This window comes from Methylorubrum sp. POS3, from assembly GCF_043352485.1.
Taxonomy (GTDB): Bacteria; Pseudomonadota; Alphaproteobacteria; order Rhizobiales; family Beijerinckiaceae; genus Methylobacterium; species Methylobacterium suomiense.
Genome location: NZ_JAPRBT010000001.1, coordinates 4683192 through 4705783 on the forward strand (window position 1 = coordinate 4683192; position 22592 = coordinate 4705783).

Here is a 22592-nt window from a genome sequence, read left to right on the forward strand (position 1 = left end):
CATCCGACCGTTCGGGCGAGCGGTCGTGTTCATCACAGTCTGCCACGTGAACCGCTCGATGCCGCTTCGCGTCGGCTTCGGGCTGGTCTCGCTGTTCATTTGGCTCGCCGAAAATATCGGCACGGGACGCGCGTCTGGCTCTACCCGAACCAGACGGCCGGCTGGTCGCCGGTCCCGGCGGCCAAGCTCGGCTCTCAGTTCCTGCCGGTGCTCGTGTCCGACGTGCTGGTCACGCTCGTGAGCCAGCCGGAGCCGATGCCGACGGCATCGGCGGCCGACGCGGAGGCAAGCCCGGGGTTGGGCAGCCCGGTCAGTTGAGGTAGGTGCGGATCCAGTTCGGCGAGAGGATCTCGCCCTCTTCGGTGATGATCCAGGGCTGCTGTGCCGGATCGCGCAGGGCGCCCTTGGCGGCCATCAGGGCCTCGCGAAGGGTGTCGTAGCGCTCGGGCTGCGCCAGCGGCGACGAGGCCGGCAGGGTGCGCCAAATGGTGAGGTCTGCCGGTCGTTCGAGGGCCTCGGTTTCCATCTCTTGTTTTTCCTTCCGAACTCTATCGGTTCGCAGACGACCGTCGCCGCGACTGATGTCACCGCGCCGATCTGCGAAGATCTTCCAGGTTGATCGAAGCATCTCTGGGGCAGCTTTGCGATCAATTCGGGTGCTCGTCATCCGAGCGGCCACCGTTTCGTCGCAGTTCCTCGCGCAGACCTTGCCTTGGTTTTGCCAAGGATTGGTCTCCGCCTGCCCACCGATGCATTTTCATCAGTGTCTCGACACTGCTTTGAAACAGTCACCAAGTGGTTACCTGCGAAGCGTGACTGCTACGGTGCGCTGCCGCACCCTCCCGGTCCGCTTTGGAAAACGGGGATTCGTTGACGGCGGGCCACACCGGACACAGCTTAGCCCCAGTTCGGTGCCCAGGCCGGCCCGACCCCTTGATCGTTCCTGCGCGTCGGCTCACGGCGACGTGTTCTCCGCTCCATTGCATTGCGTCTTAGGCCAAGAGAAATGTCCGGTGCCTGATCGTTTCGTGCGCATCGCCCTCGGGGTGACGTTGGGCCTGCTGATCGCCTTCGTGGCGCAGCCCTACATCCTGGCCTTCCTCTACTCGGTAGAGAGCCCCCGGGCGGTGACCGCCCGGGGCGACCTCTCCGCAGCGGAGCGGACCACCGTCGACCTGTTCGCCCGCGCCTCACCGTCGGTCGTCCACGTCTTCGCTCAGGCTGCCGCCCGGGGGCAGGCCCTCATGGACCCGGACGACGAGTTCGGACAGTTCGGACAGGAAGAAGACGGAGGTCGGCAGCAGCAGGGCGGCAGCGGCACCCAGACCGGCACCGGCTTCGTCTGGGATGCCGCCGGCCATGTCGTGACCAACAACCACGTCGTCGAGGCCGCGACCAAGGGCGGCGGCTCGATCTCGGCGCGCCTGTCCTCGGGCGAGGTCGTGAGCGCGCGCGTCGTCGGCACGGCCAAGAGCTACGACCTCGCCGTTCTCCAACTCGGTCGCGTCGCCAAGATGCCGCCGCCGCTGGCTCTGGGCACGTCCGCCGACCTGAAGGTGGGGCAAGCGGCCTTCGCCATCGGCAACCCGTTCGGCCTCGATCACACGCTGACGACCGGCGTGATCAGCGCGCTGCAGCGGCGTTTGCCGACGCAGGAGGGTCGCGAATTGTCCGGCGTCATTCAGACCGACGCGGCGATCAATCCGGGCAATTCCGGCGGGCCGCTCCTCGATTCCGCCGGGCGGCTGATCGGCGTCAACACCGCGATCTACTCACCCTCGGGGGCGAGCGCCGGCATCGGCTTCGCCGTCCCCGTCGATGTGGTCAATCGCGTGGTCCCGGACCTCATTCGCAATGGGCGGGTCCGCAACCCCGGCATCGGCATCATCGCGGGCCAAGAGGCGACGGCGGCGCGTCTCGGCATCGACGGCGTGGTGGTGGTGCGGGTGCTGCCCGGCTCGCCCGCGGCGCAGGCGGGCATCGCGGGCATCGATTCCCGCAGCGGCGATATCGGCGACGTGATCGTCGGCGCCAATGGACGCCCGGTCCATCGACTGGCCGACCTGACGGCCGTCGTCGAGGAGGCCGGTCTCGACAAGCCGGTCAATCTTCTGGTCGAGCGCGACGGACGGGTCCGCTCGGTGCGGGTCACGACCACCGATGTGGCGCAATCCCGCCTTTAGTCAGCGGAAACGCGAGGAAGCTGCCGAGGAACCGCGGCCCTAAGACGGCTTTACCCGAGCCGCGAACCGTTCGATGAGGCGGGATGCTGCTCGCCCTCGGCCTCCTGGCACTCATCGGATTCTGGTGGCTCGGTCGTTACGGCGGGCGCCTCCCCTTCGGACTCACGCCTCGCCGGCTCGCCGGCTACGCGGCCTTCGCCGCGGCCTTCCTGCTCTCGTTGCGGGGCAGCCTCGTTCTGGCCGGCGTCGTCGGCTTGGTCGGTGTCTGGCTGCACGAGGGACGCGACGGCGTGTTCCGCCGGATACCGGGCCTTCGGGGCACGCCGCCACCTCAAAGGCTGCGAACGGCATCGGTCGAACTCGACCTGATGCCCGACGGTACCCCGCTCGACGGCAGCGTGTTCGTCGGTCCCTTCGCCGGCCGCCGTCTCTCGGCGGTCCCGACCGCCGATCTCGCCGAGCTCGCACGCCTGCTCGCCGCCAACGACCCGCAGGGCGCCAGCCTGCTACAGACGTATCTCGACCGCCGGCATCCCGGCTGGCGTGTAGACGCTGATGGCGATCCGGACGCGAGGGCGGGCCGCCCGTCGAAGCCAGGGACGATGACGGAGGAGGAGGCCTATCAGATCCTGGGGCTTGAGCGCGGGGCGACCTTGGAGCAGGTCCGCGCGGCCCATCGGGCGCTGATGAAGGAGGCCCATCCCGACCAGGGGGGCAGCGTCGCGCGCGCCGCGCGCGTCAACGCGGCGCGGGACAGGCTTTTGGACCGACATCGCTGATACTCCACGCGCGTTGTCAGAGATAGGCAGGCGGATTTGCGCAGCGCCTCGCACCTTTCCCGACGGGGAAAGGATGTGACCGGCTTCGATCCGGTGAGGCCCGCGCGGGACCGGCCCTGAACGAGGGCCGGTCCCGGTCTTCTCGGAGCCGTCAGCTCCGGGTCGCGAAGCAGCTGAAACCGTTCTTCTTGAGGGCGGTGCAGGCGTCCTGGGCCGCTCCCTGCTCGGTGAAGCCGGAGAAGCGGGCGCGGTAGAGCGTGGTGGCGCCATGGGTGACGCGCACGGTGTAGGGCGCGGCCTTCGAGAGGGCGCCGGTGCGGCTGCGGGCATCCGACAGCATCGACTTGGCCTTGTCCTCGTCGTCCATCGCACCGAGCTGGATCACCCACGGGGTCGGCGTCACCGGACGGAAGGCCTCGGAGCGGGCATCCTTGGGCGGGGCTTCGGTGCGGGAAGCGACGCCCTCGACGGCGGGCAACCGCGCGGTGGTCTTGCCGCCGGCGCCCGGGAACGGCGCCTGACCGGCCGGACCGGCATAGGCCTGGGCAGCGCCGGGAAGCGCCTGGAGCCCGGGGCGGCGCACCATGCCCGGCGTGGTGGTGATGGAGGCCGGCGGACGGATATCGACGGGGCCCGTGCTCGTCGAACTCGTCGTCTCGACCTCCTCGTCGTCGGCGGAGGCGATCTCGGTGCGGGTGCGCGACCCGGCCTCGGCGATGACGGCGGGGCGCCCGCGCTCGGCGAGTTCGGTGACCGGGTTGGTCTGGCGGGCGCCGGCATAGGCGCGGGGCAAGCTCGACCGCACGAGATCGGCCATGATCCGGTCGCGGCTCGCCCCCGACTTGCCGCCGAGCACGATCGCCACGATCTGGCGATCGCCGAGCTTGGCGGCGGTCATGAGATTGAAGCCGGAATCGCGGGTGTAGCCGGTCTTGATGCCGTCCACGCCCTCGACGGTGCCGAGCAGCCGGTTGTGATTGCCGATGACCCGGCCGCGGAAGGCGAAGGAGCGGGTCTGGAAGTAGCGGTAGTAGCGCGGGAAGCGGTCCTGAATCGCCCGGGCCAGAATCGTCAGGTCGCGGGCCGTGGTGATCTGGTCCGGATCCGGCAGACCCGAGGCGTTGGAATAGTTGGTGCGGCTCATGCCGAGGGATTTGGCTTTCCGCGTCATCATCTCGGCGAAACGCGGCTCGGAGCCCGCGATGTTCTCGCCGATCGCGCAGGCCACGTCGTTGGCGGATTTGGTGACGAGGGCCTTGATCGCCTCCTCGACGGTGATGGTCGAGCCGGGACGCAAGCCCAGCTTCGACGGTGCCTGAGCGGCGGCGTTGGACGAGATCGACAGGTCGGAATCGAGTTCGTAGCGGCCCTTCTCCAGCTGCTCGAACAGCATGTAGAGGGTCATGACCTTCGTGATCGAGGCGGGGTGGCGCAGCGCGTCCTCGTTCACCGCGTGGAGCGTCTTGCCGGATTTCACGTCCACCACCATGGCGGCGTAGGGCGGAGCGTAGCCGCCACCGGCCGGGCGGTGATGGCCCCCTCGCTTCCTCGCCTCCGCCGGTGCGACCGCCGCGGTGAGGACGCCCGCCGCCAGGAGCACGACGGCGGCAGCGCGGGACCCCATGGTCCGGCCTTCTACGCGACGCATCTTGGAACCTTCGCCTCGACAACCGGGAAGCAGGCCCGGTTCGCACCAGTCATTCGCGGATGGCCGGAAGGCCGAAACCCGCATTCTCTGAAGGGCACGGTAGGCGTGACGCGGTTACGCGGGCGTTAATGCTGTGCAGTACGCAACACAGATCGTTGTTTTGCCTCAGGGGTTAAGCAGGTGTGAAGGATCGGCCGCGTCAGCCGGATGACGGAGCCTTTGCCGTCGGGCGAACATGACGTCGAAGCCGGCGATAGCGGGCGGACAGCTCCGTCGTCCTCTCGACGCCGGTCGTGGTCGGGACGGGTTTTGGCGCCCTGAAGCCCGTCGCAGCGCGGCGTCGATCGGGCGGCATTCGATCCGGCGCACGTCGATCGAGGCACGCCGAGCCGCTACGGAGTGCATCTGCGCAGTCTGCAACTCCCTCCCCCTCGCGAGGGACAGTTTCACGCACCTCACTGGCGCAGTCGTTTTTCGGCCTATAGATTGCCTTTCAAGGGCACCGCACCCGAGGGGCGCGGGAGTCGAAGACCGCCAGACAAGGTCGCTGCGTATCAGATGATTTCCATGTCGATCCAGGAGGGCGCGGCATCGTGGGCGGAGCGGGGGCTCCGGCCCGTCGTCGCGGCCTCGACCCCGCGCGGCCCGGGCGACGACGACCGGTCCGGCACCGCCATCATCACCCGCACCAAACCGCGGGCGAAACGGCCGAGCCTGTACCGCGTCTTACTGCTGAACGACGACTACACCCCCATGGAGTTCGTCGTTCACGTGGTCGAGCGGTTCTTCAACAAAAGCCACGACGACGCCTACCAGATCATGATGCACGTCCACCAGAACGGTGTGGGGGAGTGCGGCGTGTTCACCTACGAAGTGGCGGAGACGAAGGTGACGCAGGTGATGGATTTCGCCCGCAAGCACCAACATCCGCTTCAGTGCGTTATGGAAAAGAAATAGGCATCCAGCGAAGGCCAGAGCATTGCCCAGCTTCTCACGTAGCCTCGAGCAAGCCCTCCACCGCGCCCTGGCCTTGGCCGGTGAGCGTCGCCACGAATACGCCACCCTCGAACATCTCCTGCTCGCCCTCGTGGACGATCAGGATGCCGCGGCGGTGATGCGGGCCTGCAACGTCGAACTCGACGTTCTGCGCCGCAACCTCGTCGAATATGTCGACACGGAATTGTCGAATCTGACCGGCGATGGACGCCAGGATGCCAAGCCAACGGCCGGCTTCCAGCGGGTGATCCAGCGGGCGGTGATCCATGTCCAGTCGTCCGGCCGTGAGGAGGTCACCGGCGCCAACGTGCTGGTGGCGATCTTCGCCGAACGCGAGAGCCACGCCGCGTACTTCCTGCAGGAGCAGGACATGACGCGCTACGACGCCGTGAACTACATCAGCCACGGCATCGCCAAGCGTCCTGGCGCTTCGGAGGCCAAGCCCGTCCGCGGCGCGGAAGAGGATGGCCCGTCCGAACGCCCGAGCGGCGAGGACGGCGAGGCGCGCCCGAAGAAGAAGGGCGATGCCTTGGAAGCCTACTGCGTCAACCTCAACAAGAAGGCCAAGGACGGCAAGATCGACCCGCTGATCGGCCGCCACTCGGAGGTCGAGCGCACGATCCAGGTTCTATGCCGCCGCCAGAAGAACAACCCGCTGCTGGTGGGCGACCCCGGCGTCGGCAAGACGGCCATCGCCGAGGGCCTGGCGCGCAAGATCATCCAGAACGAGGTGCCGGAGGTTCTTGCCGACGCCACGGTCTTCTCGCTCGACATGGGCACGCTGCTCGCCGGCACCCGCTATCGCGGCGACTTCGAGGAGCGCCTCAAGCAGGTGATGAAGGAGATCGAGGCGCATCCCAACGCGATCATGTTCATCGACGAGATCCACACCGTGATCGGTGCGGGCGCGACCTCGGGCGGCGCGATGGACGCGTCGAACCTGCTCAAGCCCGCTTTGGCATCCGGCTCGCTCCGCTGCATCGGCTCGACCACCTACAAGGAGTACCGCCAGTACTTCGAGAAGGACCGCGCCCTGGTGCGCCGGTTCCAGAAGATCGACGTCAACGAGCCGTCGGTGCCGGATACGATCGAGATCCTGAAGGGCCTCAAGCCTTATTTCGAAGAGTTCCACAAGCTCAAATACACCACCGATGCCGTGAAGGCCGCGGTGGAGCTGTCGGCGCGCTACATCAACGACCGCAAGCTGCCCGATAAAGCGATCGACGTGATCGACGAGACGGGCGCTTCGCAGATGCTGGTGCCGGAGGCGCGGCGCAAGCGCACCATCGGGGTCAAGGAAATCGAGGCGACCATCGCCACGATGGCCCGGATCCCGCCGAAGACCGTGTCGAAGGACGATGCGGTGGTGCTGAAGAACCTGACCGAGAATCTGCAACGTGTCGTCTACGGGCAGAGCAACGCCATCGAGGCGCTCACCTCGGCCATCAAGCTGGCGCGCGCGGGCCTGCGGGACCCCGATAAGCCGATCGGTGCCTACCTGTTCGCCGGCCCGACCGGCGTCGGCAAGACCGAGGCTGCCAAGCAGCTCGCCTCGTCGCTCGGGGTCGAGATGCTCCGCTTCGACATGTCGGAATACATGGAGCGCCACACCGTCTCGCGGCTGATCGGTGCGCCTCCCGGCTATGTCGGGTTCGATCAGGGCGGTCTGCTGACCGACGGCATCGACCAGCATCCCCATTGCGTGCTCCTGCTGGACGAGATCGAGAAGGCACATCCGGACCTATTCAACATCCTGTTGCAGGTGATGGATCACGGGAAGCTGACCGACCACAACGGCAAACAGGTCGATTTCCGCAACGTCATCATCATCATGACGTCGAATGCCGGGGCGTCGGATCTCGCGCGCTCCGCCTACGGCTTCACCCAGAACAAGCGGTCGGGCGACGACGTGGAGGCAATCAACCGGCTGTTCGCGCCGGAATTCCGCAACCGCCTCGACGCGATCATCTCCTTCGGTCATCTGCCGAAGGAGGTCGTGGCTAAGGTCGTCGACAAGTTCGTTCTCCAGCTGGAGGCGCAGCTCGCCGACCGCAACGTCACGATCGAGCTCTCGGACGAGGCACGCGACTGGCTGGTGGAGAACGGCTACGACGATGCGATGGGTGCTCGCCCCATGGCGCGTCTGATCCAGTCGACCATCAAGACGCCGCTCGCCGACGAGGTTCTGTTCGGCAAGCTGAAGGATGGCGGCGCCGTCCGTGTCGTGCTCCAGCGTCCCGCGGGCGAGGATGCCGGCGTTCTGACAAAGGGCAAGGGCACCCTCGGGTTCGAATTCCCCGCGGGCCCCGTGACCCCGCGTCCCGAGAAGGACGTCACCAATGCCGCGAAGCGCCACAAGCGCTCGAAGCCTCGGTCCGCGCCGCGCAAGAAGCCGGGCAAGGGCGAGAGCGGCAAGGGCGACGGCCCGAGCGGCGGCGGATCGTCCGGCGGCGGTGTCCGTACGGTGCCTAAGGTGCCCCTGAAGGTCTGATGAGAGGGCGGCACGGGTTGCGTTCCCGTGCCGCCTTGAGGATATGAGCGTCATCGCGGGACGATTGCGCAGCATCGATCCGCGGTGACGCCGCCGGCTCACGGGCCGATGCGGTACTCAAATCGGGGGCGTCTTCCTGAATACGGTTCTCAGGACGAAGCCCTCGCCGCACAGTGCCGAGCAGAGTGGGGAACGCATGACGAGCGACGCGCAGGAGGAACCCCTCAGGCCGGTCGCGGCGCCGCCCTCCCCGCCGACGAAGCCCAAACCCCTCACGGCCCGCGAGCAGCGCCGCCGCCGCCGGAGGGCCCGCCACCGCGGGGAAGAGATCCTCGGCTGGATTCTCGTGCCGGTGATCCTGTTCGGGATCTATTGGGGCATCACCGCCGGTCTGGACTTCATGGGCACGAGCCCGGGTGTGGTCTGGGACCAACTCATGCAGGTGAAGGCGGCCCTCGAAAAGAAGATGTGACGGACCGGTTGCCGTCACGAGCCATCATCACGAGCAGCGACCGGCTCACGCCATGGAGCGTGACAGGCTGGTCGAACGCACAGTTTCGGCTGCGCGACAGCTATTCCGCCGCCTGTCGATGCAGGCCGATGCGGCGCCAAATCGTGCTCAGGGCCTCGACGAGGTGATCGATGTCGGCATTCGAGTGCAGCGGCGACGGTGTGATGCGTAAGCGTTCGGTGCCGCGCGGCACGGTCGGGTAGTTGATCGGCTGGACGTAGATGCCGAATTCGTCGAGCAGGCTGTCGCTGATCGCCTTGCACAGGACGGGGTCGCCGACCATCACCGGCACGATATGGCTGCGATTGGCGAGCGTCGGGATGTCGGCGGCGTCGAGGGCCTGCCGCACCCGGGCGACCCGCTCCTGATGGCGCGCGCGCTCCACGCCGCTTTCCTTGAGATGCCGGATGCTGGCCGCCGCGCCCGCAGCCACGGCAGGCGGGAGGGAAGTGGTGAAGATGAAGCCCGAAGCGAAGCTCCGCACAAAATCGCACAGGCGGCTCGATCCGGTGATGTAGCCGCCGTGCACGGCGAAGGCCTTGCCGAGCGTGCCCTCGATCACGTCGAGGCGGTGCGCGAGCCCCATCCGCTCCGAGATCCCGCCGCCACGAACTCCGTAGAGGCCGACCGCGTGCACCTCGTCGAGATAAGTCAGCGCCCCGTGCGCCTCCGCCACGTCGCAGATCTCGTCGATGGGAGCGATATCGCCGTCCATGGAATAGACCGACTCGAACGCGACGAGCTTGGCCCGTCCCGGCTCGATCAGCGACAGCTTGCGGTTCAAATCCTCCGGATCGTTGTGACGGAAGATCTGACGCTCGGCCCGGCTTGAGCGGATACCCTCGATCATCGAGGCGTGGTTGCCCTCGTCGGAGAAGATCACGCAGCCCGGCAGGCGTGCGCCGAGCGTACCGAGCGCTGCCCAATTGGACACGTAGCCCGAAGAGAAGATCAGGGCCGCCTCCTTGCCGTGGAGGTCGGCCAGCTCCTGCTCAAGGAGCACGTGATAATGGTTAGTGCCGGAGATGTTGCGGGTGCCGCCCGCGCCCGCGCCGCAGCGCTCGATCGCCTCGTGCATGGCCCGCACCACCACCGGATGCTGGCCCATGCCGAGATAGTCGTTGGAGCACCAGACGGTGACCTCGCGTTGGCCCGCGGGGCTGTGATGCGTGGCGTAGGGAAAGCGCCCCGCCTGACGCTCCAGATCGGTGAAGACCCGGTAGCGGCCCTCGCGATGCAGGCCGGCGATCTCACTGTCGAAGAACGCTTCGTAGTCCATGGCCGTCCTCCCGATGCCCGCGGATCTGACGTCCGCCTGCAAGCTAGTCGTGTGGGGTTGAGCCGCCCTCCGAGGCGTCGGCGGCGACGGGTGCGGATCGGCCCGGCAGGCCCCAGCTCCAGAGTGCCGCCGAGGGGAGCGGCAACATTAGGAACCAGTGCTCCAGCGTGGCGAGCGCGCAGAGCGTCGCGAGAAGGGTGAGGCTGGTCGCCGTCCCGGCGGTCATCTCCGGGGCGATCGCCCCCCGGACGAGCAGCACGGTGGCCGCTGTGCCGACCGTCACGGAGACCGGAAACAGCGGGTTCATCGGCCGTCGTGACAGGTAACAGGCCAAGTAGCCGAGATGGGCCGGCAGGAATTCGGCGTGGAGATTCCGCACGCCGAGAAACAGATTGAGCCGCGCCGAGGCATTCATCAGCGTGAGCAGCGCGTAGGTCCACAGCGCAACCCGGTTCTCCTGCCCCCAGGTCAGGCAGAGAATGGCCAACCCCCCGGCGAGAATCGCGAATTCGTGCCACAGACTGGTGGCGAGGGCGGCGAAGAACCGGTCGAGCCCGCGCAGCGACGGTGCGCAGGCCGCCGGGCGCGGGCCGGAGACGAAGCCCATATAGTAGCTCATCTCCTGCCAGCCCCAGACGGCGACCGCCGCGGTGAAGCCGAGATAGGCACCCGCCTCCGACGGATCGCCCGCGCTTGCTCGGATCGCCCAGAACGCCCCCGCCAGCCCGATGCTCGCCGCCAGGATCAAGCGGGCATGGTGCTGCCTCGGCCGGTGCTGGAGCACCAGCACCAGTCCGGTGGCGGCCCACCACAGCAGGACGGCGAAGAGTGCCGGGGCGGCGAGGTCACCCATGCTACCAGACCGGCTGGAGGCGGATGTCGGCGGGCATCCGGTGCTCCTTCACGGGCAGACAGTAGAGGCGCGCGAAGGTCCCGGCCGCACGCAGCGCCTGAACGCCGTGCTTGAGCTTGCCACCGATTCCCCCCTGTGCCCGTGCGTCGGAGATCTTCCGGGCACAATCGAGCAACCGGTCGAGCCCGGCCTTGAAGCGCGGATCGTCGATGTCGAGGGTGATCGGGAAGGTCTGCTTCGAGATCTCGGAGGTGATCCGGAAGACCTTGAAGTCGTACTCGCTCGGATCGACGCCGAGAGCCTTGTGAAAGGCCGGGCGGCAATGGTCACGGACATACATCGTCGCGTAGACGGCGAGCAGGAAGAAGCGGATCCAGTAGCGGTTGATGCCCGAGGTCAGTTTCGGGTTGGCCCGCATCAGCAGCGCGAAGGCCTCGCCGTGGCGGAACTCGTCGTTGCACCACTTCTCGAACCATTTGAAGATCGGATGGATGCGTCGATCGGGATTACGTTCCAGCTCGCGGAAGATGGTGATGTAACGAGCGTAGCCGATCTTCTCGGACAGGTAAGTGGCGTAGAAGATGAACTTCGGTTTGAAGAAAGTGTACTTTTTTGATTTCGTGAGGAAGCCGAGATCGACGCCGATCCCGAAATCCTTGAGCGTGTCGTTGATGAAGCCGGCATGCCGGGCCTCGTCGCGGCTCATGAAGCCGAACAGTTCCTTGATGTCCTTGTTCTTCGCGCGCTTGCGCATCTCGGCATAGAGCACGCAGCCGGAGAATTCGGCAGTAATCGACGACACGAGAAAGTCGAGGAACTCCTTCCGCAATTCGGGATCGAGATGCGACAGGTCACAGTCGAACTCTTCGTTGCGCACGAAGTGGCGCTTGTTCGGGTCGGAGCGCAGCTCGTCGATCAGGATGTCCCACTCGCGCCGCACCGGCTCGACATTCGTCCGGTCCAGTTCCTCGAAATCCGTCGTGTAGAAGCGCGGGCTGAGGAAGGTCGTCTCCTGAGCGGCCTTGGTCGATTCGTTGACCGGATGGCGCGGGACCGGAATCCCTGCCGGGGGCTGGACATTGGCGTTCACAGCGTCCTCCGTTCGGAAAAGCTCACCTCGTAGAGCTCGGTCAGCTCGAGATGGGCGATCAACTTGGTCCAGGTTCGCTCGAGGCGGCCGGCACGGGTGACGGTGGCGGTGCGGCGCACGGTGAGCCGTTCGCCGTAGGGCACCTCCGTGGGCGCGTCGTGCACCTGCACCTCGTCGCCCGGCTCGATGTCGAAGCCGGCATCCAGCGTCACGTGGGCGTGCAGGCTTTCGGGCGTCTGCTCGATCTCGACGGTGCACGGCACCTCGACGACCGTTCTGCCGATCCAGGTCATGGCCGGCCCCTCCCCTCTTGGACTTCGTTGCCGGGCAGGAGGCGGGCGAAGGCCGCGGCGTTGGTGGCGCCGAAGGCCTCCAGCGCGACGTGGCGCCCGGTGGCGGCATCCTCCAACGCGAGGGTGCCGTTGTCGAATCGCGTCAATGTGAAGGGCTGCTCGGGCCCCAGCCCCTCGCGCTGACGGGCCTGTGCCAAGCCGCGCAGGGTGCCGCGCACGAACCCCCCCTCGCCCGGCGCGATCCGGGCCACCAAGCGATTGTCCTGCGCCCCCACCAGCTCGACCGCACCGTCCGGCCGATCCTCCGCCCGGAAGCCGAGGCTCGCCACTGGGCGGGCCGACGGCAGCTCGGTCAGGCCGACGCCCTCGCGGCGCCCGATGAACACGGCGAGCAGCACGATCCCCAGCAGCGCGCTTACACCGAGGAGGGCGAGCGATTGCAGCGGGCGGCGTACGGGCGGCGGCTCGGATGGGCGGCGGGCGGGGAGCTCGATCGGCATGGGCCTCTCCTCGACCTTATCCGGCTGCGGCAAGGCGGCCGGGCTGCGCCGAGCTGGCCCGCGGACGCTCCGGCATGATCGCAACTGGGCTCTCGGCGACGCGCGGCCCCTCGGCCGCAAGCGCCTTGGCCAGACATTCCGCGACCGCGCGCGCCTCGGGCACCGAGCGCAGCATCGGCTCGGGGCGGCTCACCCGCCAAGGCCGGGCATGCGGCCAGAGATGGAGATAGGCGATCCGTTCGCCCGGCGGCAGAAGCAGGGGTATGTCGCCGGTGCCGTCCGCGAAGAGATGGAGGCCCGCCGCCTCGATTCGGGCATGGGGCAGGTTCAGCGTGATCGGCAGAGCGATTCCGACATGCATGACGACCCGGCGGTCGGTGATCGTGTAGACGGTGGTGCGGTGGACCAGCCACGCCAGCACCGTGAGAAGCGCGATGCCGCCGCCGCCGATCAGCAGGGTCGGACCGACCACGCTGAGCGCCGTCATCACGCCGCCCTGAGCCGCGGCGGCGATGCCGAACAGCGTCGCGGTGCCGGCGAACCACGCCACGACCGGGCGGACATGGAAGATCTGGGTGAGAACGCCGCGCCAGGTCGGGGCGCCGCGCCACAGGATGCGTTCGCCCGCGGGGAGCGGGCCGGGCATCCCGCGCAGGGTGCCCTCGGGGAGGAAATCCGACTCGCTCACAGGATCGGCTCCGCGCGGGCCGGCGTGGCGTAGAGGGTTCCGGCGCCGAAATAGGCCATGATCCGCTCCTCCTCGAGCAGCGTCACCGAATCCGGATCCTTGTGGCCGGGCACGTCGGCGAATTGCGAAGCCAGCAGAGCCTCGGTCGAGACCGTCCGGGTGAACAGGCTGGTGGTGCAGAAGGTCGCCGGCATCAGCACCCGGCGCCCGCCCGCGCCGAGTTCGACCTCGTAGTACCGGACGAACGATTCACCCCGGTCGACCCAGAGGTCGCTGATGGTGCCCGCAACAGTGCGGTCAGCTCCCAGCACCGACATGCCGATAGGATTCGGGCCCGCCTCGTGCACCACGAAGGTGTCGGCGACCCGCAGGGGAACGATACGGTAATGCCCGTCCCAGGTGCGGTCGTGCTCGTCGTGGCGCGGCGTCCAGGAGCCCGGCCCGACACCGGCCTGGAGCGAGGTGTCGGTGCGGAAATAAGGTGCGCCCGGCCAGGGCTCGCGCTTGGTCGCCGGCACGTCGGTCTCGTAGGCGACGTTGGTCTGCGGCGCGTAGGTGGTGTGGCCGCTCGACAGGCGGAACGCCTTCGGTGTCGGTATCAGCACGGGATCGTAGGACTTCAGACGTCCCGCGGCCTCGTTCTCGAGGGGATATCCCTCGCGGCGATCCTCGCGGCGCAGATAGAAGACCAGCCCCGCGAAGAAGAGCCAGAACGCGTAGAGCGTGATCTGTGCGACGTCGATATAGCCGGTGATCTCGCCTCTGGGCATGACGCTCCTCCCGATCAGGTGGGACGATTGACGAGGGGGTCGAAGGGTCGCGCGCGTCCCTCGTCCGGACGCACGGGCTCAGGGCTGTCGATGCGCACGAGCGGGCCAATCGCCACGAGGGTGGCGAACAGGAGCGCGATCTCGACGTGGTAGACGATGAGGTAGCCGATGGCCGGCTCGTTCATGCCCTCGCCGAGCACGCCGGTCTGGGCCACCGCCGCGCCGACATCGCGCAGAATGCCGCTGGCCGCGATGGCCATCCCGGCGGCGGTCGCCTGCACTGCGCCCCACGCGCCGAGCGCCAGTCCGGTGTCGTCCGGCCCGGCCTTGGCCATGGACGCGGTGAGCGTGCCGTGGGCGAACAGGCCGCCGCCGATGCCGATCAGCGTCACCCCCGCGGCGAACAGCCGGGCGGAGGCGAGCGGCGCCGCGAAGACGACGGCGGAGAAGGCGAGGATGCCGATGACCGAACCCACCGCCGCGACTCGGTAAGGGTCGCCGCCGCGGGCGAGCCAGCGCGCCGCCGCCACGAGGCCGAGGCCGCCGCCCGCCGCCAGCATCGCCGTGAGCGCCGTAGTCTGGCCGACGCTGAGTCCCAGGATCTGACCGCCATAGGGTTCGAGCAGAATGTCCTGCATCGAGAAGGCGGCGGTGCCGAGCCCGATCGCGACCAGCCGGCGCCGCGCCGTCGGCTCGCCGGCATAGCCGTGCCAGGATTGCGAGAAGCTCGGGCGCGGGACGTCGCGGCCGGTGCGGGCGGGATCGCGCGGCTCCTGCTTCCACAGGGCGATTCCGTTGAGAACGATGGTGATGAGGGCCGCGCCCTGGATCACCTGGATCAGCCGGACGGCGGAGAAGTTCGCGAGCGCGAGCCCGAACAGCAGCGCACTGCCCATCATGCCGACGAGCAGCATGGCGCAGAGCAGCGCGACGACCTTCGGGCGGGCATGGGCCGGGGCGAGGTCGGTGGCGAGCGCGAGGCCGACGGTCTGCGTGGTGTGGAGGCCGGCCCCCACGAGAAGAAACGCGAGTGCGGCGGCGACGTGACCGACCCAGAGCGGGCCGGTGGTGTCCCCCGACAGGATCAGCAGGGCGAACGGCATGATCGCCAGCCCGCCGAACTGCAGCAGCGTGCCGAACCAGATATAGGGCACCCGCCGCCAGCCCAGCACCGAGCGGTGCGTGTCGGATCGGAAGCCGACCAGCGCCCGCAAGGGCGCGAACAGCAGCGGCAGGGACAGCATCACCGCCACGATCCAGGCCGGGACCGCGAGTTCGACGATCATGACGCGGTTCAGCGTGCCGATCAGCAGCACGGCCGCCATACCGACCGTGACCTGAAACAGCGCCAGCCGCATCAGCCGCCCGAGCGGCAGCTCCTTCGTCGCGGCATCGGCGAAGGGAAGGATCGCCGGGCCGAGGCGCAGGAGGGCCTGCGTGAGGGTGAGGCCGGATCTCATGCCGACCGACCTCCCGCACTCCCATTCCCTCCCCTCATCCTGAGGTGCTGCGAAGCAGCCTCGAAGGAGGGCTCCAGGGATCGCGCGACCGGCTGGAGCCCTCCTTCGAGGCCTCCGCTACGCTCCGGCACCTCAGGGTGAGGGAGATGGTTGGAGGATGGGGACTTCGTCAGCTCGATCGCGTTGGAGAGGTAGAACCCGCTGTTGATCCGCCGCGTGCGCTCCACCGCGAACCGCTCCAGCGCAGGCTCGCGGGCGATGCGCCGACGCAAGCCGCCCTCGGTGATCGGGACGATGGCGGGCGCCCGGTCGGCCTTCGGGAAGAACTTGCCTGCGGCATGCATCAACGTGAGCAGCGCGGTGCGGGGCGCCACGGTGAAGACGATGCTGCCGTCCGTGCGCAAGGACAGCTCGGCCAAGGCCCGGACGATGTCGGGTGCTTGATAGTGGATCAGCGAATCCATCGCGACGACGTGGTCGAAGCGCCCGAGCCAGGGATCGAGCATATCGCCGACACGGAACTCGATGGAGCCGGGCCCGGCGATCTCCGGAAGGCGCTCGCGGGCAAGTCCGATCAGGGTCGGCGACACGTCGATCGCCGTCACATGAGCACCGCGGCGCGCCGCCTCCACGGCCAGCGCTCCAGTGCCGCAGCCGGCATCGAGCAGGCGCAGGCCGCGCATGTCGGCGGGCAACCAGTCGAGCAGCGTCGTCCGCATGGCGTCACGACCGGCGCGTACGGTGGCGCGGATCTTCGAGACCGGCGCGTCCGAAGTGAGCCGCGACCAAGCCTCGACGGCGGTGCGATCGAAATAGGTTTCGAGCTGGGATCGGCGGGTGACGTAGCTGCTCATCACGCGATCCGATCAATCGAAGCCGAGGAATTCGAACAGGTCGCGATCCTTCATCGGAACGGCCTCGCACGGGTCTTCCCCGGCCCAGAGCGTCTCGGCGAGGCGCATGTATTCGTCGGTGACGGCTCTGAGTTCGGGCGAATCCTCCATCTCGAACAGCGTCGATTTCTTGAGTCGCGAGCGACGCACCACGTCGAGATCGGGGAAATGGGCGAGGCGGCGCAGGCCGACCGCGTCGTTGAACCGGTCGATCTCGTCGGTCTTGGCCGAGCGGTTGGCGATGACCCCGCCCAGCCGCACGCCGTAATTCTTCGATTTGGCGTGGATCGCCGCGACGATCCGGTTCATCGCGAAGATCGAGTCGAAGTCATTGGCGGTGACGATCAGCGCGCGGTCGGCGTGCTGGAGCGGCGAGGCGAAGCCGCCACAGACCACGTCGCCAAGGACGTCGAACACGACGACGTCGGTGTCCTCCAACAGGTGATGCTCCTTGAGGAGCTTCACCGTCTGCCCGACGACATAGCCGCCGCAACCGGTGCCGGCGGGCGGGCCGCCGGCCTCGACGCACATCACGCCGTTATAGCCTTCGACGACGTAGTCCTCGGGCCGCAACTCCTCGGAGTGGAAGTTCACCGATTCGAGCGCGTCGATGACGGTCGGCGCGAGGCGCTTCGTAAGGGTGAAGGTCGAATCGTGCTTGGGGTCGCAGCCGATCTGGAGCACCCGTTTGCCGAGCTTCGAGAAGGCGACCGAGAGGTTCGACGAGGTGGTCGACTTGCCGATACCGCCCTTGCCGTAGACGGCGAAGACCTTCGCGGTCTCGATCCTGTCGGACGGGTCGAGGGCGACTTGAACGCTGCCCTCCTCGCGGCGCAGCGGCACGGGATTCCGGATGGCGATGTTCATGCCGCGACTCCTGCGGTGATGCCGGGTGTCACGCCCTCGAGCCGGTCCTCCAGCTCCTCCTCGGCGCGGTCGAGCGCGTCGCGGGTGGCGGCGTCGGGGGTCCAGAAGCCACGACGATGGGCTTCGATCAGGCGGCTCGCGACCTTGGCGCAGGCCGTGGGATTGAGCGCGGCCATGCGCTCACGCATCGCCGGATCCAGCACGTAGGTTTCGGTGATCCGCTCGTAGATCCAGGGCTGCACCGCCCCCGCGGTGGCCGACCAGCCGACGGTGTTCGTCAGCGTCGCCTCGATCTGGCGCACACCTTCGTAGCCGTGGCCGAGCAGACCCTCGTACCATTTCGGATTGAGCATGCGGGTGCGCGTTTCCAGCGCCACCTGCTCGTCGAGGGAGCGGACGCGGCCCTCCCCCCTGGTCTGGTCGCTGATATAGACCGGCACTGCCGACCCGCGGGCGCGGGCGACGGCCCGGCTCATGCCGCCGAGCCCGTCGAAATAATGGTCGACGCTCGTGACGCCGAGTTCGACGGAATCGAGGTTCTGGTAGGCGAGGTCGACCCTGGCCAGCACCGCGCGCATCAGTTCGCGCTGCGGCGCCGGGCGGCCGTTGCGGCCATAGGCAAAGGATTTGCGCTTCGAGAAGGTCTCGCACAGCTCGTCGGCGTCGTCCCACCGGCCCGACTCGACGAGGTGATTGACGTTGGCGCCGTAGGCCCCCTCCGCGTTGGAGAAAACACGGAGGGCCGCCGTCTCCATGTCGCAGCCCTGCTCGGCCTGGATCGCGAGCGCGTGCTTGCGCACGTAGTTGGTGTCGCTCGGCTCGTCGGCCGTCGCCGCGAGGTAACTCGCCTCCGCCAGGAGTTTGGTCTGGAGCGGGAGAAGATCGCGAAAGATGCCGGAGAGGGTGACGACGGCGTCGATGCGAGGACGGCCGAGGATGTCGAGCGGGATCAGCTCGGCACCGGCGAGGCGACCGTAGCCGTCGAAGCGCGGTGCGGCACCGATGAGGGCCAGCGCCTGGGCGATCGGCCCGCCCTCGCTCTTAAGGTTGTCGGTGCCCCACAGGACGATGGCGACGCTCTCCGGCAGGGGCTTCCCCTCGGCGGTGTAGCGCTCCAGCACGCGGGCCACTTGGCGCGCACCGTCGGCAACGGCGAAGGCGGAGGGAAGGCGGTATGGGTCGAAGCCGTGGAGATTGCGTCCCGTCGGGAGGATCGACGGATTGCGCAGAAGGTCGCCGCCCGCGACCGGGGGGACGAAGCGCCCGTCGAGCGCCCGCAGCAGCGCCGGGATCTCGTGATCGCGGGACAAGTCGCGATCGATCCGGGCGAGATCGGCGAAGGCGGAGCGACCGGTCTCGTCAAGCGGAAGGCCCGCGGCCGAAAGCGCCTCGTTGAGAGCCGCCCCCCCGATCAGCAATTCGATCCCGGTTCGCGCGGGCTTCAACCCGTGCGAGGCCTCCGCCAGAGCCATCAGCAGGTCGATACGATCCTCGGACGGCATTCCTTCGCCGACGACGTGCAGCCCGTGCGGGATCAGGGTGTGTTCGAGTTCCGTCAGCGCCGCGGCGAGCGCGGAAACCCGCTCCGCGACATCGCCGTGCCACGCGGGCTCGGCGGCGGTGAGGTCCAGCGCCGCGCCCTGAGACTGGATCACCTCGGCCAAGCTCGCCCGCTCGGCGGCGGCTTCGGGCTCGAGCGCCCGCCAGCGCTCGACCGAAGCCTTGAGGTCGATCAGTCCGCGATAGAGCCCGGCAGCGGCGAGGCTCGGGGTGAGGTAGCTCACCAGGGTCGCGGCGGAGCGGCGCTTCGCCAAAGTCCCCTCTGAAGGGTTGTTGGCGGCGTAGAGATAGATGTTCGGCAGGGCGCCGATCAGTCGCTCGGGCCAGCATCGCTCCGACAGGCCGGTCTGCTTGCCCGGCATGAATTCCAGCGCGCCGTGGGTGCCGAAATGCAGGACGGCATCGGCGGCGAAATCTTCGCGCAGGTAGCGGTAGAAGGCGCTGAAGGCGTGGGTCGGGGCGAAGCCGTGCTCGAACAGCAGCCGCATCGGATCGCCCTCGTAGCCGAAGGCGGGCTGCACCCCGACGAAGACGTTCCGGAGTTGGACGCCGAGGACGAGGATGTCGGCACCGTTGCTCTGATGGCGTCCGGGGGCCGGGCCCCATTGCGCCTCGATCTCACCGAGATGAGGTTCGCGGCGGACATGATCCTCCGCCGAGATACGGGCATGGACGTTGGCGGCGGTGCCAAAGCGCGCCGCGTTGCCGCCGAGAAGTCTTTCGCGCAGCGCGTCGGCGCTTTCCGGCACGTCGACGTCGTAGCCGTCGGCGGCCAAGCCCCGCAGCGTGTTGAGCAGCGAAGCGTAGACCGAGAGGAAGGCGGCGGTGCCCGTGGCACCGGCATTCGGCGGGAAATTGAACAGCACGATGGCGAGCCGCCGCTCGGCCCTCGCCTTGCGCCGGAGCGCCACCAGGCGCTCGACCCGATCGGCCAGGCGCGCGGCCCGCTCCGGGTGCACGCGCATGTCGCGGGCGTTGTCCGGGCCGGAGGCGGAGGAGCGACCGCCGAACACCATCGGCGCGGTGGCGCCGTCGAGTTCGGGAATCGCGACCATCATGGTCGCCTCCACCGGCGAGAGGCCGCGATCGCCCTCCTGCCACTGCTCGATCGTCTGGAATTCGAGCGCCTGGGCGGCGAGATACGGAATGTCGAGCCGGGCCAGCAAACCTTCCGCCGCCGCCGCGTCGTTGTAGGCGGGTCCGCCCACCAGGGAGAAGCCGGTGAGCGAGACCAGGGCGTCGATGACCGGTCGCCCGTCCCGCTCGAAGAAGGCCTCGACCGCCGGGCGGTTGTCGAGGCCGGCGGCGAAGGCGGGAACGACGGAGAGGCCGCGCGCTTCGAGGGCGGCGATCACGCCGTCATAATGCGCCGTGTTCCCGGCCAGAACATACGACCGCATCAGCAGGAGGCCGACCCGCCCCCTTGCCCCCGACATGGAGGGCAGGCGGGCGGCATCCTCCCCGACCCGGCCCGGCATGCGCGGGTGGTAGAGGCCCGTCTCGGGATAGTGCAGCGGGGCCGGCGCGGCGGCGATCTCACGCCATGCGGCTCGCGGGCCAGCGGCGTAGCGCTGCACGAGAAATCGAACCAGACCGGCGACGTTCTCGTCAGAGCCGGCGAGCCAGTATTGCAACGTCAGGAAATAGGCGCGAACATCCTGGGCCGATCCGGGAATGAAGCGCAGGATCTGAGGCAGCTTGCGGACCAGCGCCATCTGGCGGGCGGCGTTGCCCTCCGCGCCGGGCTTGCCGCGCAGCTTCTTCAGGAAATCCAGCGCCGAGCGCTTGGCCCCGCTCATATCGAAGCGATTGAGGCGGGTCGTGCGCACCACCTCCGCGGCCGAGAGGCAGCCGATCATGGCATCGCAATGCGGGCGCCGCGCCGTGAGCGCGGGAAGAATTGCCCGCACATGTTCGTCGAGGAACAGCATCGCCGAGACGACGATGTCCGCCCGCGCGATCTCGGCCTGGCAGGCGGCGAGTGCCGATGGATCGGTCTCCCATTCGGCCGCGGCGTGGAAGCTCAGGGTCAGCCCCGGCATGTCATGGGCAAGGCGCAGACGTGCCCGCTCCACCGCGCTCGCCAAGTGATTGTCGAGCGTGACGATGGCGATGCGGATGTCGGGCCTAGCGGCCGAAATGCGCCTTGGCATCGTAGAGGGTCTCGAGGGTGATGAGCGGGAGCTGCCGCTCGCGGGCGAAGCGCTCGGTGTTCGCGCGGGCCTTCCCGCGCACGAAGAACGGGATCTTTCTCAGTTCCTTCTCGGCATCCGCGCTCCAGGGGGCGGTGGTCGGGATCGGGTCCACGGTGACCTGTGCGGCCTCGACCACGATCGGAGCGGGCGCCGGGGCGAGCGGTAGAGCCGCCGGCACCCGCCCCATGGCGGCCGGCTCGACACTCGTGCGACCGAGATGCGAGGGGGCAGCGCCATCGTGGAACTCGGGGTCTTCACGGAACATCCCGAGCAGGTGTTCCTCCAGCCCCATCATCAGGGGATGGACGAGGGTGTCGAACAGGACGTTGGCGCCCTCGAAGCCCATCTGAGGCGAGTGGCGGGCCGGGAAATCCTGCACATGGACGGGGGCCGAGATCACCGCGCAGGGGATGCCCAGCCGCTTGGCGACGTGGCGCTCCATCTGGGTGCCCAGCACCAGTTCGGGCTGGGCCGCCTGGATCGCGGCTTCGACGTCGAGATAGTCGTCGGCGATGATCGCCTCGATGCCGAGAGCGGCGGCTTCCGCCCGGACCTCGCGGGCGAATTCGCGGCTGTAGGTGCCGAGTCCGACGACGCGGAAACCGAGTTCCTGGGCGGCCACGCGGGCGATGCCGAGCGCATGGGTCGCGTCGCCGAAAATGAAGACGCGCTTGTCGGTGAGGTAGGTTGAATCGACGGATCGGGAGTACCAGGGAAGTCGCGACGGCACGCCGCCGAGGACGGGCGCCGGATCGACACCGGCCAGCGCCGCCACCGCCTCGACGAACCGGATCGTCGCGCCGACGCCGATGGGGACGATGTCGATGAAGGGCTGACGGAAGGTCTTCTCGAGCTGCTGCGCCGCCGCGCGGGCGATCTCGGGATAGAGGACGACGTTGAAGTCGGCGGCACCTAAGCGTCCGAGATCGGCGGGGCTCGCGCCGAGCGGGGCCACCACGTTCACCTCGATGCCGAGCGCTTCCAGGATCTTCCGGATCTCGATCAGGTCGTCGCGGTGGCGGAAGCCGAGCGCCGTGGGACCGAGGATGTTGCAACTCGGGCGGCGTCCCTCGCGCGGGGCGCGCACGACGGCAGGACCGGAGAGGGCGCGGACCAGCCGATAGAAGGTCTCGGAGGCACCCCAATTCTCCTTCTTCTGATAGGCCGGCAGCTCCAGCGGGATCACCGGGATCGGCAGGGCCAGGGCCTTGGCCAATCCTCCTGGATCGTCCTGGATCAGCTCCGCCGTGCAGGAGGCGCCGACGATCATCGCCTGCGGCCGGAAGCGGGCATGGGCCTGTGCCACCGCATCCTTGAACAGCAGGGCGGTGTCCCCGCCGAGGTCGCGCGCCTGGAAGGTTGTGTAGGTGACGGGCGGGCGCTTCTCGCGCCGCTCGATCATGGTGAAGAGCAGATCGGCATAGGTGTCGCCCTGCGGCGCGTGGAGGACGTAGTGCAGGCCCTCCATCGCGGTGGCGACACGCATGGCGCCGATATGCGGCGGCCCCTCGTAGGTCCAGACGGTGAGCTGCATCG

The 22592-nt window shown here is 68.3% G+C and carries 20 protein-coding genes; 6 read left to right on the forward strand and 14 right to left on the reverse strand.

Features of this window, described 5'->3' with window-relative positions:
• Positions 1-99: 99 nt before the first annotated feature.
• Positions 100-318, forward strand: a complete 219-nt coding sequence (locus OWC43_RS21730) for a hypothetical protein (protein WP_393958629.1) — start codon at positions 100-102, stop codon at positions 316-318.
• Here OWC43_RS21730 and OWC43_RS21735 read toward each other — a convergent pair.
• Positions 311-526 (reverse strand): hypothetical protein, encoded by a 216-nt coding sequence (locus OWC43_RS21735; protein WP_137828183.1) that lies wholly within the window; start codon positions 524-526, stop codon positions 311-313. The two genes, OWC43_RS21730 and OWC43_RS21735, sit on opposite strands and share 8 nt — an antisense overlap.
• A gap of 487 nt (positions 527-1013) precedes the next feature.
• Here OWC43_RS21735 and OWC43_RS21740 point away from each other — a divergent pair, with 487 nt between their 5' ends.
• Together OWC43_RS21740 and OWC43_RS21745 are read left to right on the forward strand one after the other, a co-directional pair.
• Positions 1014-2183, forward strand: coding sequence for a S1C family serine protease (locus tag OWC43_RS21740; protein ID WP_393958282.1), 1170 nt, complete (start codon positions 1014-1016; stop codon positions 2181-2183).
• Between the two features lie 83 nt (positions 2184-2266).
• On the forward strand, positions 2267-2962 hold the full coding sequence (locus OWC43_RS21745; RefSeq protein WP_393958283.1) for a J domain-containing protein: 696 nt from the start codon (positions 2267-2269) through the stop codon (positions 2960-2962).
• A gap of 151 nt (positions 2963-3113) precedes the next feature.
• Here OWC43_RS21745 and OWC43_RS21750 read toward each other — a convergent pair whose 3' ends face one another.
• Complete coding sequence (locus OWC43_RS21750; protein WP_393958285.1) at positions 3114-4610, reverse strand: SPOR domain-containing protein; 1497 nt, start codon at positions 4608-4610, stop codon at positions 3114-3116.
• A 567-nt stretch (positions 4611-5177) separates the two neighbouring features.
• Here OWC43_RS21750 and clpS point away from each other — a divergent pair.
• The 3 genes from clpS (at position 5178) to OWC43_RS21765 (ending at position 8569) form a co-directional block, all read left to right on the forward strand.
• The gene (gene clpS, locus OWC43_RS21755) at positions 5178-5567 is read left to right on the forward strand and encodes an ATP-dependent Clp protease adapter ClpS (protein ID WP_137828187.1); all 390 of its coding nucleotides are present in this window, start codon (positions 5178-5180) and stop codon (positions 5565-5567) included.
• 22 nt (positions 5568-5589) lie between these two features.
• A complete protein-coding gene (gene clpA / locus OWC43_RS21760; RefSeq protein WP_137828188.1) occupies positions 5590-8097 on the forward strand; it encodes an ATP-dependent Clp protease ATP-binding subunit ClpA in 2508 nt (835 codons plus the stop codon).
• Between the two features lie 196 nt (positions 8098-8293).
• Positions 8294-8569 (forward strand): hypothetical protein, encoded by a 276-nt coding sequence (locus OWC43_RS21765; RefSeq protein ID WP_393958286.1) that lies wholly within the window; start codon positions 8294-8296, stop codon positions 8567-8569.
• Between the two features lie 100 nt (positions 8570-8669).
• Here OWC43_RS21765 and hemA read toward each other — a convergent pair whose 3' ends face one another.
• The 12 genes from hemA to bchB are packed head-to-tail and all read right to left on the reverse strand — an operon-like array spanning position 8670 to position 22590.
• Positions 8670-9887 carry a 5-aminolevulinate synthase gene (gene hemA, locus OWC43_RS21770; protein WP_137828190.1) on the reverse strand — a complete coding sequence of 406 codons (1218 nt, stop codon included), beginning with the start codon at positions 9885-9887 and terminating at the stop codon, positions 8670-8672.
• Between the two features lie 43 nt (positions 9888-9930).
• Positions 9931-10740, reverse strand: a complete 810-nt coding sequence (puhE, locus tag OWC43_RS21775) for a putative photosynthetic complex assembly protein PuhE (protein ID WP_393958287.1) — start codon at positions 10738-10740, stop codon at positions 9931-9933.
• A gap of 1 nt (position 10741) precedes the next feature.
• Positions 10742-11830 carry a magnesium-protoporphyrin IX monomethyl ester (oxidative) cyclase gene (gene acsF, locus OWC43_RS21780; protein ID WP_393958288.1) on the reverse strand — a complete coding sequence of 363 codons (1089 nt, stop codon included), beginning with the start codon at positions 11828-11830 and terminating at the stop codon, positions 10742-10744.
• Positions 11827-12123 carry a hypothetical protein gene (locus OWC43_RS21785; RefSeq protein WP_393958289.1) on the reverse strand — a complete coding sequence of 99 codons (297 nt, stop codon included), beginning with the start codon at positions 12121-12123 and terminating at the stop codon, positions 11827-11829. The genes acsF and OWC43_RS21785 overlap by 4 nt, the downstream gene beginning before the upstream one ends.
• A complete protein-coding gene (gene puhC / locus OWC43_RS21790) occupies positions 12120-12623 on the reverse strand; it encodes a photosynthetic complex assembly protein PuhC (protein ID WP_393958291.1) in 504 nt (167 codons plus the stop codon). The genes OWC43_RS21785 and puhC overlap by 4 nt, the downstream gene beginning before the upstream one ends.
• A 16-nt stretch (positions 12624-12639) precedes the next feature.
• Complete coding sequence (puhB, locus tag OWC43_RS21795; protein ID WP_393958292.1) at positions 12640-13311, reverse strand: photosynthetic complex putative assembly protein PuhB; 672 nt, start codon at positions 13309-13311, stop codon at positions 12640-12642.
• Positions 13308-14081 (reverse strand): photosynthetic reaction center subunit H, encoded by a 774-nt coding sequence (puhA, locus tag OWC43_RS21800; RefSeq protein ID WP_393958293.1) that lies wholly within the window; start codon positions 14079-14081, stop codon positions 13308-13310. The genes puhB and puhA overlap by 4 nt, the downstream gene beginning before the upstream one ends.
• A 14-nt stretch (positions 14082-14095) precedes the next feature.
• Positions 14096-15541, reverse strand: coding sequence for a BCD family MFS transporter (locus OWC43_RS21805; protein ID WP_393958294.1), 1446 nt, complete (start codon positions 15539-15541; stop codon positions 14096-14098).
• Entirely contained in the window at positions 15538-16395 is an 858-nt protein-coding gene (gene bchM, locus OWC43_RS21810) for a magnesium protoporphyrin IX methyltransferase (RefSeq protein WP_393958295.1), read from the reverse strand. Before bchM ends, OWC43_RS21805 begins: the two co-directional genes overlap by 4 nt.
• A gap of 12 nt (positions 16396-16407) precedes the next feature.
• Positions 16408-17301 (reverse strand): ferredoxin:protochlorophyllide reductase (ATP-dependent) iron-sulfur ATP-binding protein, encoded by an 894-nt coding sequence (gene bchL, locus OWC43_RS21815; protein ID WP_137828199.1) that lies wholly within the window; start codon positions 17299-17301, stop codon positions 16408-16410.
• On the reverse strand, positions 17298-21014 hold the full coding sequence (locus OWC43_RS21820) for a magnesium chelatase subunit H (RefSeq protein WP_393958296.1): 3717 nt from the start codon (positions 21012-21014) through the stop codon (positions 17298-17300). The genes bchL and OWC43_RS21820 overlap by 4 nt, the downstream gene beginning before the upstream one ends.
• Positions 20989-22590, reverse strand: a complete 1602-nt coding sequence (gene bchB, locus OWC43_RS21825) for a ferredoxin:protochlorophyllide reductase (ATP-dependent) subunit B (RefSeq protein ID WP_393958297.1) — start codon at positions 22588-22590, stop codon at positions 20989-20991. Before bchB ends, OWC43_RS21820 begins: the two co-directional genes overlap by 26 nt.
• Between the last annotated feature and the right edge of the window lie 2 nt (positions 22591-22592).